We start from the raw sequence: 16,037 nt of genomic DNA, 5'->3' as shown, positions 1-16,037 counted from the left end.
TTTGTATTTTGAATACCTCCTTTGTTGTTAGTCATAATTTAACACAGGTCATCAAAGAGTTGTACAAGCTTTAATCACAAATGTTATTAACTTTTGTGTACACCTTTGTGATTATACTGATATGACAACGTTTGTAAGATACAACGAATAATTTTAAATGCATGAATATTATTAAAATTGAATACATAGTAGATTTAACTTAAGTAAGAAAAGGGGTAAAAAGGGGGCAAGCACACAAAAAAAGCAATCGCTCGATTAGCGATTGCTTTTAATTAATCATTATTCTTGAGTTTCATCTGGTAAGTTTTCTTTCATTTTTTTATTGATTTTCTTCGCGCGTTTGAAATAAATACCTTCAAAGTAACTTGTTGTACCTAATTTATAGAATACAAGTGCAACAACTGCAATGACGATGAAATCATATGGGTAGTGGATCCAATTAAGTCCGTTAAATTCTTTACTTCCGATAAATGATAAGAAAGCAAGAATGATAAGGTATGCGATGATCCAAATACTACCACCAATTTGTTTTTTTGTATTTGTCCAATTTGTCTTATATTCATAGAAGAAGTAAATTGGTAAACCTAAAATGATAATAAATATAACTTGTGCTGTTGTTGGCCACATAGCCCAATATATTGCGAGTGATGCAACAACAAATGAAAATGGTGCCATAAAGCCAAGCATTTTCGCACGGAATGGTCTATGCATATTCGGTGCCATTTTTCTTAATGAAATAACAGTTGTTGGACCAGTTAAATATGCAACAAGTGTTGCTGTAGAGATAACACTTGCTAATACTGCCCAATCTCTAAATAAAGAAACCATAATCATACTAACGATAGCGTTAAATACAATTGCGACACGTGGAATGTTGTATTTTTCGTTCATAGAACCTAAGAATTTAGGAATATGACCGTTTTTCTCCATTGCACGTAATACACGGCCAGTAATTGCTACGAATGAAACCCCTGTACCAAATGGCGATACAACGGCTTCTAAATATAATAGAATAGCTAACCAGTTTAATCCTAATATGATGGCTAAGTTAGCAAATGGTGAGTCGAAATTAATACCGCTCCAACCACCACTTTCAGAAAGCATGTCTGCTGGCATAGATGTAATAAATGTACTTTGTAAAATAATATATAATGCAGCACTTAAAGAAAGTGAAATTAATATACCTTTATAAATATTCTTTTCAGGATTTTGAATTTCAGATCCCATATTAATAATTGTTTGGAATGCATTAAATGAGAATATAATACCAGAAGCTGTTGTCGCAGCAAATATTGGTGCACTACCATACGGCATAAATTCTCCTATTGATGAACCGTAGTTTCCAGTATCAAATCCAGAAATAATTAACATAATAATCGTTACAAGTGGCACACCCAATTTGAAGAATGATATTAAACTTGTAAATGATGTTAATAGTTTAACTGACCAATAATTTAATAATGAGAAAATAATAATGATAATAAATACTGCAAATAATCCAATATTACTAATTGAACCATCATGCATAAGTTGGCTAGTAGGTTTAGCCCAATCCCATGGCCAAGAGCTGATGTATTGAACAGCTGATACAGCCTCGATAGGGATAATCGTTACTAATGATACCCAGTTTGCCCATGATGCTATGAAACCAAGCAGTGAACCATGTGTATACTGCGCGTAGTTACTCATACCACCAGATTGTGGGAACATTGTTCCAATTTCAATATAGTTATAAGCTATCGATCCTATAACAATAAAGCCTATTACCCAAGATATAATTGCGGCAGGACCTGCAATTGATGATGCTTCCCATGCCCCAAATAACCATCCAGAACCGATTAAAGAACCAAGTCCTAATAGTACGAGTTGGGTCAAGTTAATTTTTTTGTTTTCGTTATGATTACTCATCCAATCTCCCATTCTAATTTTTAATCAATTTTTGTTTGTTTTTATTGTTAAAATTAAAGCACGGGACAATATTATACGCTTATAAAATTAATAGTCAAATTCCGTTGTAAATATCAAGCGTTTTCAAATCGCCGTACGCACCAATTTTATAGGAATGACAGGTTTTTAGAGTTCCGGCAGTCTGACCGGCTATAAAGTAAATTAATTTGTATTTTTAAGTTGATTGTGACGCTACGTCATAAAATAGAATATAAATATAAAATCTAATAATACAAGGAGTGGTTAATATGATGACTACAGGCGAAGTAGCTAAGAGATGTCATGTAACAGTTCGTACAGTACAGTATTACGATAAGAAAGGCATTGTCAGTCCAAGTGAGACATCTGAGAATAATAGAAGATTATATACAGAAGCGGATTTGAATCAATTAAAGATTGTATTGATTTTGAAAGGTATGAATTTTTCTTTGAAAGAAATTAAAGAATTGTTGAAATCAAATGAGTCTATCAACACACTCAATGTACTGTTAAGTGAAAAAATCATTGAACTAGAGGAAAATATTAAAAACGAAACTGACCAATTGAAACAAATTCAATTTATTAAAAAGAATATAAGTGAAGAAAGTGAATATCCAGTATCTAATATCTTAAATTTACAAAATAAATCTAAAAAGCATCAACTAATGAAAAAATTCCGAAGCAAATTTATGTTTGTATCTATGATTGTCGGCATTGGTCAATATACAAGCATTGCCATGGCTATAACACAGAAAAAATGGAAACCAGTTATCATCGTTTATCCGTTCGTACTATTGTATGCAGCATTTGCCGTTAAGAAATATTATGCTGTTGTAAATTACTTATGTCCAAATTGCCAAAATGAATTTAAACCGATCTTCTCAGAATGGTTCAAATCTAATCATACTTATCAAACAAGAAAGCTATTATGTCCACATTGTAATGTAGAAAGTTTTTGTATCGAGACACATGAATAATGAAAAAGAGCGAGATAGAACGCTGTGGAATCAGAATTCTATCTCGCTTATTTTAATATGAACATATCAATTATTGAGGAATAACACCAATTTCCATATGAACTAAATAACCATCTTTATCAAAAGAGGCGAGGTAATGTTGATTTAAAGTACCATATTTTAAATATTGGTCTCCTTCATCAACTAACATCGTTGCTTCATGTGCTTTTTTAAATTCAGCTTTTGTAACAACGCCAGATTTAACATCAAACATGATTGTACCAACTTTACCATTGTCGTCTTTTAATATTGTCGTGTCATAGACTTTAGATGAATGACCACCAGTGCCTGTTTTAGCATCATATTCCGTTTGGTAACCATTAATCGTTACATTATCTGCATAAAGTGCTTCTACAAAATCATAATCTAATACAAAGGACGGGTTATTATATGTGTAGCCATCATAGTTATACCAAGGTGTTGTTTCTGACTCTGAATTTGCTGCAATAGCTTGATCAGAATTTTCGACAGCTGACACACCAAGTAATAAACTCGTCGATAACGCAGTCGTACCAATTAACTGATAAACTTTCTTCATTGTCTCCACTCCCTTTAATAGATATAACAATCCGTTGGCTAAGTGACAAAATGTTTGTAATATTACACTATCCGATATAAAAGAAGATAATCAAATCGTGAAGTAGGAGGATTTGTTATTTAGAATGAGGCAAGTCGTGGCTTAAGTGCCGAATAAAGCCAAGAGATGAGGCAAGTCGTGGCTTAAGTATCGAATAAAGCCAAGAGATGAGGCAAGTCATGGCTTAAGTGCTGAATAAAGCCAAGAGATGAGGCAAGTCGTGGCTTAAGTGTCGAATAAAGCCAAGAGATAGCCCAAGTCGTGGCTTAAGTGCTGAATAAAGCCAAGAGATGGCCCAAGTCTTGGCTTAAATACCGAGTAAAGCCAAGAGATCGTTCAAGTCATGGCTTAAGTACTGAATAAAGCCAAGAGATAGCCAAAGTCGTGGCTTAAGTGCTGAATAAAGCCAAGAGATGAGGCAAGTCGTGGCTTAAGTGCTAAATAAAGCCAAGAGATAGCCTAAGATATGGCTTCACACTTATATAATCCCCCCAACTTTCACACAACTCACATATCTTATTGCTCTCATCACCACCATCCAATCCAACACCCCCATTGATCAGTGTAAAATTTCAAATTGACTAATCTTGAGTACAATGATAGGATTAATAAAAATAATAAAAGACTCTTATCAAGAGTGGCTGAGGGATGTGCCCTATGAAGCCCAGCAACCTTCTATTTGGAAAGGTGCTAATTCACATAAAGTTTGTCTAAACTTTTGAAGATGAGAGGAGGTTTATCTAACTTTCTCTAATTTTTTAGAGGAAGTTTTTTTATTTTTAATTTTATATCGGAAAGAGGCGTGTATACATATGAGTAAATTCATAAAGTTTGTTAGTTTTATCGGTATTATTTTATTATTAGCTGCGTGTGGAAAGTCTAGTGGAAGTGAAAATACAAAGATTACGGTTGCTGCTTCTCCGGCTCCGCATGGTGATGTCGTTGAACATGCTAAAGAAAAAATGAAAGAAAAAGGTTATGACTTAGAAGTTAAAACAGTGAATGATTATAAAGTGCCTAACAAATTATTAGATAAAGGTGATGTTGATGCAAATCTATTTCAACATGTGCCTTACTTAAAAGCTGAAAAAGCAACACATGGATATAAAATTGAAGAGGTAGGAAAAGTTTTCACAACGCCAATGGGAGTTTATAGTAAAAAACATAAAGATTTGAAACACTTACCAGATGGCGCAACAATTTATGTGTCTAACAACCCAGCTGAAGAAGGAAGATTTTTATCATTCTTTGTTAATGAAGGATTGATCAAAATAGATCCAAAAGTGAAAATTGAAGATGCCAAATTTGATGATATTATAGAAAATAAAAAGAATTTGAAATTTAATAACAAACAAGGTGCAGAATTTTTACCTAAAACATATAACAGTGGTGAAGGCGATTTAGTCATTATGAATTCAAACTATGCAATTGATAACGGACTGAATCCAGTGAAAGATTCGATTGCAATTGAAGATAAGTCATCACCATTTGCGAATATATTAGCTGTAAAAGAAGGACATAAAAATGATAAGAAATTCCAAGAACTTCTGAAAGTTCTACAGTCTAAAGAAATGAAGAAATATATTAAAGATGAATATGGCGATAATGTTATCCCATATGAAAAGTAATCATGCAGTGAACCCAGGCATATGTCTGGGTTTTAATTTTATATATTTGTGTATTTATTCACAATGAAATAATATTATAAATCTTTAAAATTTATGTTGTAAGCGTTTCCTGTTTGTGCTATATTCAACTTATTAATAAATAGAGTCATCATATGACCACATGAATTTGAAGGGAAATTAATTAAGAAAGTTGGATATTTATGAAAGAAAAAAGAACTAATATAAGATGGTTTTTTGCAATTGCATTCTTTATTATAGGGATTATCGCATATATGGATCGTTCAAACATCTCTATTATCGCCGGACCTATGATGGAAGATTTAAATATGAACAAAGCTCAATTCGGGCTATTAGCATCATTCTTCTCACTTGGTTATGCATTAATGCAAGTACCTTCAGGGATATTAGCTGAAAAATTTGGTCCTAAGAAAATGTTAACAATCGCATTATTATGGTGGAGTGCTTTCACAATTCTTACAGGTATTGTGAAAAACCATGGCTTACTATACTTAGTACGTTTCTTATTTGGTGTAGGTGAAGCGCCTATGTACCCATCAAATGCTGTATTTAATAGTTACTGGTTTAATAAGAATGAAAAAGGTCGTGCATCTTCTGCATTATTAGCAGGTTCATACTTCGGTCCAGTAATCGCTCCAATCGTTACAATCGCAATTATGAACGCGTTTGGTTGGCAAGCAGTATTTTATATTTTCGGTTTAGTTGGCATATTAATTGCAATCTTATGGGTGATTATCGCTAAAGATTTACCAGAACAACATAAAATGGTTAATGAAGCAGAAAAAAGATTTATTATGGAAACACGTGACGTTGTAGATACAGGTAAAACAACTGCACCTTGGAATGTATTCTTCAAACGTTTCAGTTTCTATGCAATTGCAGCACAATATTTTGTTGTACAATTTGTCATTACATTATTCTTAATTTGGTTACCAACATATATTCACGAAGAATATCATGTAGAATTTAAACAAATGGGCTTTATCGCGGGTGCTCCTTGGTTAGCAATGTTTATATTGATTATGCTAGGTGGTACAATTTCAGATAAAATTTTATCTACAGGTAAATCTAAATTTGTTGCACGTGGTGTAATCGCAATTTCTGGATTTGTTGTATTCTGTATATCACTATACTTTGCGTTAGCTACAGATAACTTATATATGAATATTTTCTGGTTATCTTTATGTCTTGGTGGTGTAGGTTTATCAATGGGTATGAGCTGGGCAACTGCTACAGACTTAGGACGTAACTTCTCTGGTACAGTTTCAGGTTGGATGAACTTATGGGGCAATATTGGTGCATTATTAAGTCCAATCTTAGCTGGTTTACTAGCAGATAAAATTGGTTGGACAATGACATTACAGTTAATGATGGTTCCAGTAGCATTCGCAATCATCATGTGGTTCTTTATTAAACCTGACAATCCTTTAGTAAAAGAAGAAAATGTATAATATTTTAAGGGTCTAAGGCACGTTATGTGCTTTGGATTCTTTTTTTATAACAAAAAGTTTAGGTTACCCTAATTAAAATGTTTACAAATTAAATAAATAGGTATATCCTCTTGATATAGAGGTGTTAGACATGGGCAAAAGTTTAGAAGAAATTAATAGTACGGTCTCTTTTGATGCTGAAGCAAATGCATTTAGAAAGTTCCTAATGTATTTAGGTCCTGGTTTGCTTGTAGCAGTTGGATATATGGATCCGGGTAACTGGATTACATCAATGTCTGGTGGGGCTCAGTATGGTTATATATTATTATTTGTGATTTTAATATCTAGTTTATCTGCTATGCTGTTACAAAGCATGTGTGCAAGATTAGGTATAGCAAGTGGGATGGATTTAGCACAAGTTACGGAGCATATGACCAATAAATTTTTAGGTGTATTTGCTTGGATTTTAGCTGAATTAGCTATTATGGCAACTGATATTGCTGAAGTAATAGGTAGTGCGATTGCTTTAAATTTACTATTTAACATTCCATTGACTTTAGGGGTAACGATCACAGTATTAGATGTTTTACTTTTACTTTTAATTATTAAACTCGGATTTAGAAAAATAGAAGCAATTGTAGGTGTACTTATATTTACAGTTCTGATTATCTTTATGTTTGAAGTGTATCTTTCTTCACCGGATGCTGGTTCCTTAATGGCAGGATTTTTACCAAGTTCTGAAATTGTTACGAATAAAGGCGCTTTATATATTGCGTTAGGTATTATTGGTGCAACGATTATGCCACATAACTTATATTTACATTCATCAATCGTTCAGTCTAGAAATTATGAAAGAACAGTTAAAGGTAAAAAAAGTGCGATTAAATATGCAACAATCGATTCTAATATTCAATTAACAATTGCGTTTATTATTAACTGTTTATTATTAGTATTAGGCGCAGCATTATTCTTTGGTAGTCATGAAGCTTTAGGAAGATTCTTTGATTTATATGATGCTTTAAGTCACTCTCATGTAGGCGGTGCAATAGGTGGCGCTGTTATGAGTACACTATTTGCTATAGCATTATTAGCTTCAGGGCAAAATTCTACAATAACAGGTACATTATCAGGACAAATTGTTATGGAAGGTTTCTTGAAAATTAAACTTAAACCATGGGTACGTAGAATCATTACAAGAGTTATCGCAGTTATACCAGTATTTCTATGTTTATGGTTATACGGATCAAGCGATACAAAAATAGAAGATTTATTAATTTTCACACAAGTATTTTTAAGTTTAGCTTTACCATTTAGTATTATTCCATTAATCATGGCAACAAGTAATCCAGACATCATGGGTAAACAATTCGTCAATAAAAGATGGGTTAATATTATATCTTGGATACTCGCAGTAGTTCTAAGTGTGCTTAATATATATTTAATTGTAGAAACAATATCAGAATTTATGTAATTTATAATAAAGCCAAGGCAAATGATTTTATTGCCTTGGCCTTTTCTCTGCGTCTATTAATAATTTGATAGGACCTGTAGAATTAAGTGTGATTAATCTTTGTGCCATTTCATCAGGTGGTGTGTCTAATGCTCTAATGACCCAACCTTGTATCATACCTGCATATGCCGATGCAACGTACTCAGCGACAATATCTTTATCTAATATCATGTCATTTTGAACGCCAGTATCTTCAAAAAAGATAATGTATCTTTGATGGATATGATTTTTAAGCAAGATGTAGAAATTAGGATAGTGTTTGAACATCGTTTGATAGAAAGATGCATTATGGGATATATGGCTAAAGATATTATTAGCGATATAGAATTGTGATTCACTAATGCTATGATGTTTTAAATAAAATTTATAAGGCTCACCGAATAGTAGTTGAAAGTAACTGGATATTGTATGAGACATTAATACTTCAATTGATGGATAATGTCTATAAAACGTTGAACGATTGATTTCAGCTTCTTCACATAACTGTTTAACTGTTATGGATTGAATGCTCGTTGTATTTAAACATGTTAATAATGCATTCTGAATTTTGTTTCTGGATTGTTTTTGTTTCTTGTCCAAACTGTTCACCTTCTTATGAATGCAACATAACTTGAAAATGTGTTGCTTTTCTCATTTTACACACATTGTTTTTTAAAGTCGAACATTTTTATAATAATAATATGAAAAATATTGGAGGAGAACAAATTGAAACAAGATGCCGAAATGTTGAAAGAAACGTTGTTAAATAATAAACAGAATAGAGTAACTGACGACCACTTTGATTTAAATGCAGCTTTAGAAGAAATTCTTAATTCAGTTGGTTATACGACTGCAGATAGTGGTGGTAATGTTACATTCTATGGTAAAGATCCAGTGTTACCAAGTACATTGCGAATTGCCGGATTAGCAGGGTTAGGTTTGGCAGCTAAATCAGTCGCTTTAGCACATTTATGGCAAGTTCGAGGTGGTAAAGGACAAGACATACATGTCGATATTAGAAAAGCATTAAAAAGATTATCACCTTTTTACGAAAGAAAATGGGAAACATTAAAGGGATTTCCAGCAAAAGGTCAAGAAGATCCACATACACCATTTAGATTTAATTTTTATGAAACGAAAGATAATAGATGGGTAATGCCATTAAACCCTTATCCAAATGCTAAAGAACATGTATTGGATTTATTAGATTGTCGCGGAACGAAAGAAGCGGTTACTAAAGCGATAAAACAGTGGAATGGTAAAGAACTAGAAGAAGCGGGTTCTAAAAAAGGTATCGTGATGCCGCTCGTGCGCTCTGTTGAAGAGTTTGTTGAAGAAGAACAGTTTAAATATATTGCAGAATCAGAACTCATTGAAATTAAGAAAATAGGAGAATCTGAACCGATACCATTCACTGAGAACCCAGAACAACCATTAAGTGGCATAAGAGCATTAGGAATGGGACATGTTATAGCAGGAGCAGGACTCGGTAGAGGTTTAGCATTACACGGAGCAGACGTACTCAATGTATGGCGACCAACTGAGTTAGAAGTAGAAACTATGTATTTAACTTCTAATGTCGGAATGCGTTCAACTTATTTAGATATTACAAATCAACAGTCACATAGAGATAAATTTGATGAATTGCTAAGTGATGCAGATATATTCTTCATCAATAAAAGACATGGATTTATGGAAAAATACAATGTGACAGCTCAAGCATTAGCAGAGAAGAAACCAGGTATCATACATGCGTCTGTTAATTTACATGGACATGCTGGACCATGGTCAGATAGAAATGGATTTGATCAGACGGCAGGAAGTGTCACAGGTGTCATGAGTTTAGAAGGAACAAATGACCAACCCGCATTGCCACCAATTGTTGTTGTAAATGATTATGTTATTTCATGGTTGTTAGAACTCGGTACAATTAAAGCATTAGAAAGACGAGCAGTAGAAGGCGGTAGTTATAGTGTATCTGTATCATTAAGTAAAGTGTCTGCGTATTTAATGTCTTTAGGTATATTTGATAAAGCATATGCACAAGAAGTAGCAAATAGTAATGAAGAACATCGTGCCGTAGCACCAGAACAATTTGAAGCAGAAACACCACTTGGAACATATGTAGGCGTGACAGATCAAGTAGAAATGAGTGAAACACCAGGACATTACGATACAGTCTTGATGGTCAGAGGATCAGATAAACCAGCTTGGAAGTAGAAAGTGGTTGAATTTAGTTTGATATAGGCGTCGTTAGGGACAGAATTCCGAGAAATGTCCGTAAGAGAGCGCCCATCTAAGTACCAGAATTCGAAATAATGGAAGTTACAGCGTTCTAACTACCAGAATTCGAAATAATGGAAGTTACAGCGTTCTAATTACCACAATTCGGAATAATGGAAGTTACAGCGTTCTAACTACCACAATTCAGAATAATGGAAGTTACAGCATTCTAACTACCACAATTCGGAATAATGGAAGTTACAGCATTCTAATTACCACAATTCATAATAATGGAAGTTAGCGCGTCATAATCACACAAAAAATAAGCATATCACTTTATTTTCTGAGTTTCTCAGATAAGTGATATGCTTATTCGTTTATTTATAGGATTCTTCAGCTATGAGTAAGTTCTATTCTTTGCTTGCACTTACTTTAATATCTGAAGGTCCGGCTAATAATGGTTTCACACTTTTAATAAATTGTTGGAAGTGTTCGCTATTATTATGTGCTTCTATAGCTTCTTGGTTTTCCCAAATTTCATACATTAAATAAGTATTGTCTGACTCAGTTGATTTGAAGTGTTCGTAACCGATGTTTCCTGTTTCTTGTCTTGATGATGCTACTAAATCTTTAATCAATGCTTCATATTGTTCAACTGCTTGTGCTTGAACTTCAAACTTCGCATTTATGATTAACATAAGATAACCTCTTTCTCTCTATCAATTTGATTTCTATATTTGAATCATGACAGAAAGCAATAGAATTGTAAATTTTGAAATCTTGGAATTGAAAAATTTATTTGGTTCTTAATTTTGAGTGTCTTATTCCATACGTGAAGTACATGATAATTCCTAAAATAAACCATATAATAAATGCTATCCAAGTTGTACGTGTTAAGTTTGTCATCAAGTATAAACAGATGATAAAGGATACGATTGGTAATACAGGATATAAAGGTACATTAAAGCCTTCTGATGGTAATGTACGATTTCTTCTTAAGAACAGAACGCCTATTGAAACGGTACAAAATGCAAATAAAGTGCCAATATTAATTAATGAAGCGAGTTCTGATAAAGGTACAAGACCTGATACGATTCCCATAGATAATGTGAGTATGACAGTATTTTGTACGGGAGTTTGTTTTTGATTCGTTTTAGAGAATACTTTTGGAAGTAAACCATCTCTACTCATTGCGAATATTAAACGCGTTCCGCCATAAGACATGACGAAGATAACTGTTGTCATACCAACGATTGCACCTAGTGACAGGAATCCAGCTATCCAATTTTGATTAATGGATTGTAATGCATAAGCAACTGGTGCGCCAACACCTTCTAAATTTTGATAGGGTACGACACCTGTAAGTACAGCTGAAACGATAATGTATAAAATCGTACAAATCGTTAATGCACCAATAATTCCGATTGGCATGTTCTTTTGAGGATTTTTAACTTCTTCAGCAGCAGATGATACTGCATCAAATCCAATATATGCAAAGAACACCATTGAAGCACCTGTTAACACACCATTGAAACCAAATGGTAAGAATGGACTCCAATTATCAGGTTTAACGTAAAAAATACCTACTATTATAAAGAGTAGGACAACCATTATTTTGACAATCACCATAATATTATTGATGCGCGTAGATTCTTTTACGCCAATAATTAATAATGCGCCAATGATCATAATGATAATAAATGCTGGTAAATCAAAATAATGACCACTAGATGGGTCATATGAACCAGATAAAGCTTTTACGACATGGATATTCATACCAGATAATAAGTTAACGACATATGAAGACCAGCCACTTGCGACTGCTGCTATTGCTAAGCCATATTCAAGTAATAATGCCCAACCTAATATCCAAGCAATACCTTCACCAAAAACATAATAACTATATGTATAGGCGCTACCAGCTTGTGGAATTTTTGATGAAAATTCAGAATAACATAAAGCTGCTAAACCACATCCGATTGCAGCGATAATAAATGAAAGCATTATTCCAGGACCAGTTATTGTAGAGGAGATTTCACCAGGTAAGATGAAAATACCACTACCAACAACAGCTCCGACTCCAAGCATGGTTAAATCAAAAGCGCCGAGTGTTTTTTTAAGTTTTTTATTTGATTGAGAAGAAAGGTGTTCTTTCTTCTTGAAAAATTGATTCATGTTGCACCTCCGGCAGACAATTATACAGAGATTTGTCTAAAAATTCTATATGTTTAAATAATTCTATTAGTGTAATTTTATTTTTAAAAAGGAATTATTATGTATTTAATTTGAAAATTTAGTGAATTTTAAATAAAATATGATAAAAGTTTAGATAAATCAATTTTTGAACAGACTGTTTGACTCACTTCATAATCACGTTTAATATTGACAAGCGTAAAGTAAGTAATTGTTTTTTATAAATGAGGAGGATAATCCATGAAAAATGAACAAATTGTATTAGCTAAAAGAACTGAAGGTATCCCTCAAGATGATGTATTTCGTTATGAAGAAATAGAAGTGAAAGAACCAAATAATGAAGAAGTGCTATTAAAATCAATATATGTTTCTGTAGATCCATACATGAGAGGACGTATGAATGATTCTAAAAGTTATACGCAGTCTTATGAATTAGATAAACCATTTAACGGCCATATCGTTGCAGAAGTTGTTCAATCAAATGCTTCTGGTCTTAAAGAAGGCGATATTGTAACAGGTATTTTACCTTGGCAAAAATATATAACAATCAATGAAAAATATGTTACTAAAATTCCATCAACTGAAGTACCGTTATATCTATATTTAAGTGTACTAGGAATGCCTGGTATGACAGCTTATCAAGGACTCTTGAAAATTGGTAAACCTCAAGAAGGTGAAACAGTAGTTGTTTCAGCTGCATCTGGTGCGGTTGGTTCTGTCGTAGGACAAATTGCTAAGTTGAAAGGTGCGCACGTAGTAGGCATTGCAGGCGGATCAGAGAAAGTAAATTACTTAACTGAAACATTAGGCTTTGACGAAGGTATAGATTATAAGAAAGATGACTTTGCTGAAGCATTAGAAAAAGCCGTTCCAAATGGTATTGATGTTTATTTTGAAAATGTTGGTGGGGCACTTTCAGATGAAGTGTTTAAACATTTAAATAAATTTGCGCGTATACCAGTTTGTGGCGCAATTTCTTCATATAATCTTAAAGGCGAAGATATTGGACCACGTATTCAACAAACATTGATTAAAAGCCAAGCATTGATGCAAGGATTCATTGTTGCACAATTTAATGAAGATGTTAAAGAAGCAAGTGAACAGTTAGCACAATGGGTACAAGAAGGGAAAATTAAATCCGAAGTAACTATAGATGAAGGATTTGACCAAATTCCAAATGCATTCCGTAAGTTATTTACAGGCGATAATTTTGGTAAACAAGTTATTAAAGTAGCTGAATAAATAAGGTTAAATCAGTTTAGGATGAACATGTCCTAAGCTGATTTTTTTGTGCACTCATTTAGACGAGTATAATCTGTCAAAAAAATGACAAAAATATCCATTTATATATTCCTAAATTTTTGATTAGATGGTATAATTTTGAATTGACAAATGATAACGATTATCATTATCGACTTTAAAATACGGGAGAGATGAATATGACAAAACAGCAAGAAAACAACAAGAATCGTTCTACAATCAAGAAACAACATCATTTTTCAATTAGAAAATTGTCGGGAGGGATAGCTTCAATTGCAATTGGTGCGACTTTGTTTTTAGGAGCAGGTCAAACAGCTAATGCAATGGAAGATAAAGTTGATACAGTAAATGAAGCGGCGACTGCTACAGATGATAGTCAAAGTGAGCCATCAGAAGCTAACGATGCTACAGCTACTGAAACAGCAGAATCAGCAGAATCAGAAAATACAGATAAAGAAGCTACTCCTAATACTGATGTAGCTGAAGAAAATGAAGTAACTGAAGCGGAAGATACAAACTCCGTACCAGCTTCTGAAGAAACACCAGCTTCTGAAGAAACAGCTACAAAAGATGAAACAAGTTCAGATAAAGAAACTGAAGTAAAAGAAGAAACTGAAACATCAGCTTCAAATAAAGAAACGACAGTATCTAAAGACGAGGAAGCATTAACTTCATCTAAAGAATCGAATGAATCAGAAGACAAAGTAGCAACTGAAGAAACAACTACTGCTCAACCAACACGTTCAACTGCAACTAGTGAAGCAACAAATGATAAAGAGAAAAGTGCTGTATCTGAAGAAAATGAAGCACAAGACTTTGGATTTATCGTTAAGAAAGAAACGGAAGATGCAAAATCTGTAATGGATGATTATTTAGAACATCCTTCAAAATTAAGCCAAGAAAATGGGAAAAACTATTTGAATTTCACATTATTACATCCTAGCTGGTGGAAGATGTTTGAATTATATAATGGTGATGAAAAACTTAATATGACAACATTAGAAGAAAATGATGATAAACGTGTTGTTAAAGTTGAAGTACCATCAGGCGTTTCAGAACTTACATCAAAAGTACATATCGTTGTACCTTTTATTAACTATGATAACAAATATACAACACGTGTTATTTTTGATAATGCAGTTCCAGAAGCACCAAAAGTAGAACCAGAAAAGCCAAAAGAAGAAACTTCAAAATTAAGAGAAGATGTTAAAAACAAAGACATTCATAATAAAAAAGTTGATGGTGAAAAACGACCAATTAACTTTAAAGTTATCAACCCGAAAGATGATTCAGAAATGTTCTACTATGGGGCAATGATTAAAGACCCAGCAAGTGTGATTTTTGATGGTGATCAACCAGTATTAGAGTTACGCGTAGATGCGCCTTCTACATGGGTTGAGTTTGATCTCTTTGATGGTGATAAAAAGTTAGACTACGACGTTGTATCATTTGATACAGAAAATGAAGTCGCAACTATTAGAGTTAAAGTTAATGAGAACACGAAAGAATTAAAAATAAAAGGTTCTTCATTAATATTTGGCGAAAAGTCTGAACATGAACTTGGTCATATCGTATTTGCTAAACCAATTACTAAAGACGCTTCTGATTATGTTACAGAAGACGAGTATAAGAAACAAAAAGATAGAGAGAAATATGACAAAGCGATAACTTTAGAAGATAAAGTTCGTGAACTTGAAAAATTAATCAATAAAGTATCTGATGATGAAAAACCACAACTTCAAGAAGAGTTAAAAGTACTTAAAGAAAAATTAGATAAAGAATTAAAATCTGCTGTAACAGAATTTGAAAAAGCACCTGTTACAAATGTAGATATGTCAAAAGCAAAAGATAGAAACTTTAAAGTATTGCATAGTTCTAAAGATGAACAATCGCATATGGATTTCGAAGTTGAACATCCTGCTAAAGTAGTTGAATATGACGGTAAGAAGATGTTAGCTGTTACTTTAAAGCATGATTCAATGTGGAAAGATTTCCAAGTAGAAGGTGAAGATGGATATAAACGTCCTATCATTATTGAAAAAGATAGTGAAAAAGATACAAGAACAATCTTATTCCCTATTGTAGAAGGTCAAGAACTCTATAATGCAATCATTAAAATTCATCTCGTTACAGAAAATGTAGATTACGAAGGTGCTTACCATGTCAGAATTCAAGACTTAGGCGATGCAGCTGTTACACCGGAACCAACACCGGAACCAACACCAGAGCCAATGCCAGAACCAACACCAGAACCGACTCCGGAGCCAACACCAGAGC

12 protein-coding genes and 1 riboswitch are annotated in these 16,037 nt (G+C 33.2%); of the genes, 7 read left to right on the top strand and 5 right to left on the bottom strand.

Annotated features, from left to right (window positions below; all coding sequences use genetic code 11):
- Window positions 1–279 precede the first annotated feature (279 nt).
- Window positions 280–1,908, bottom strand: coding sequence for an APC family permease (locus tag LQ679_RS05820; protein ID WP_204188179.1), 1,629 nt, complete (start codon window positions 1,906–1,908; stop codon window positions 280–282).
- A gap of 287 nt (window positions 1,909–2,195) precedes the next feature.
- Here LQ679_RS05820 and LQ679_RS05815 point away from each other — a divergent pair, with 287 nt between their 5' ends.
- On the top strand, window positions 2,196–2,903 hold the full coding sequence (locus LQ679_RS05815) for a MerR family transcriptional regulator (protein WP_239762246.1): 708 nt from the start codon (window positions 2,196–2,198) through the stop codon (window positions 2,901–2,903).
- A gap of 70 nt (window positions 2,904–2,973) precedes the next feature.
- Here the strand turns inward: LQ679_RS05815 and isaB are convergent, their stop codons facing one another.
- The gene (gene isaB, locus LQ679_RS05810; protein WP_107577122.1) at window positions 2,974–3,480 is read right to left on the bottom strand and encodes an immunodominant staphylococcal antigen IsaB family protein; all 507 of its coding nucleotides are present in this window, start codon (window positions 3,478–3,480) and stop codon (window positions 2,974–2,976) included.
- 664 nt (window positions 3,481–4,144) lie between these two features.
- Window positions 4,145–4,250: riboswitch (SAM riboswitch) on the top strand.
- A gap of 81 nt (window positions 4,251–4,331) precedes the next feature.
- Here isaB and LQ679_RS05805 point away from each other — a divergent pair.
- From LQ679_RS05805 to LQ679_RS05795, 3 genes are all read left to right on the top strand, one after another.
- Window positions 4,332–5,147 (top strand): MetQ/NlpA family ABC transporter substrate-binding protein, encoded by an 816-nt coding sequence (locus LQ679_RS05805; protein WP_204173466.1) that lies wholly within the window; start codon window positions 4,332–4,334, stop codon window positions 5,145–5,147.
- Window positions 5,148–5,347: 200 nt separating this feature from the next.
- Entirely contained in the window at window positions 5,348–6,616 is a 1,269-nt protein-coding gene (locus LQ679_RS05800) for a pyruvate MFS transporter (RefSeq protein ID WP_126476535.1), read from the top strand.
- A 130-nt stretch (window positions 6,617–6,746) separates the two neighbouring features.
- Window positions 6,747–8,066 (top strand): Nramp family divalent metal transporter, encoded by a 1,320-nt coding sequence (locus LQ679_RS05795; protein WP_239762245.1) that lies wholly within the window; start codon window positions 6,747–6,749, stop codon window positions 8,064–8,066.
- Window positions 8,067–8,093: 27 nt separating this feature from the next.
- On the opposite strand, the gene LQ679_RS05790 is transcribed toward LQ679_RS05795, so the two are convergent.
- Window positions 8,094–8,684 carry a TetR/AcrR family transcriptional regulator gene (locus tag LQ679_RS05790; RefSeq protein ID WP_196308402.1) on the bottom strand — a complete coding sequence of 197 codons (591 nt, stop codon included), beginning with the start codon at window positions 8,682–8,684 and terminating at the stop codon, window positions 8,094–8,096.
- A 126-nt stretch (window positions 8,685–8,810) separates the two neighbouring features.
- Between LQ679_RS05790 and LQ679_RS05785 the strand changes: the two genes are divergently transcribed.
- Window positions 8,811–10,304, top strand: a complete 1,494-nt coding sequence (locus LQ679_RS05785) for a CoA transferase (RefSeq protein WP_239762244.1) — start codon at window positions 8,811–8,813, stop codon at window positions 10,302–10,304.
- 413 nt (window positions 10,305–10,717) lie between these two features.
- On the opposite strand, the gene LQ679_RS05780 is transcribed toward LQ679_RS05785, so the two are convergent.
- Both LQ679_RS05780 and LQ679_RS05775 read right to left on the bottom strand, forming a co-directional pair.
- Window positions 10,718–11,005, bottom strand: a complete 288-nt coding sequence (locus LQ679_RS05780) for a putative quinol monooxygenase (protein WP_037590620.1) — start codon at window positions 11,003–11,005, stop codon at window positions 10,718–10,720.
- 97 nt (window positions 11,006–11,102) lie between these two features.
- Entirely contained in the window at window positions 11,103–12,482 is a 1,380-nt protein-coding gene (locus LQ679_RS05775; protein ID WP_037590619.1) for an amino acid permease, read from the bottom strand.
- Between the two features lie 258 nt (window positions 12,483–12,740).
- Between LQ679_RS05775 and LQ679_RS05770 the strand changes: the two genes are divergently transcribed.
- Together LQ679_RS05770 and LQ679_RS05765 are read left to right on the top strand one after the other, a co-directional pair.
- Entirely contained in the window at window positions 12,741–13,742 is a 1,002-nt protein-coding gene (locus tag LQ679_RS05770) for an NADP-dependent oxidoreductase (RefSeq protein WP_037590618.1), read from the top strand.
- A gap of 197 nt (window positions 13,743–13,939) precedes the next feature.
- On the top strand, window positions 13,940–16,037 hold a 2,098-nt coding region (locus LQ679_RS05765), incomplete at its 3' end, for an NEAT domain-containing protein (RefSeq protein ID WP_239762243.1).

It is taken from the genome of Mammaliicoccus sp. I-M35 (assembly GCF_022386455.1).
Taxonomy (GTDB): Bacteria; Bacillota; Bacilli; order Staphylococcales; family Staphylococcaceae; genus Mammaliicoccus; species Mammaliicoccus sciuri_A.
This window is presented reverse-complemented; position numbering and strand designations above follow the sequence as displayed.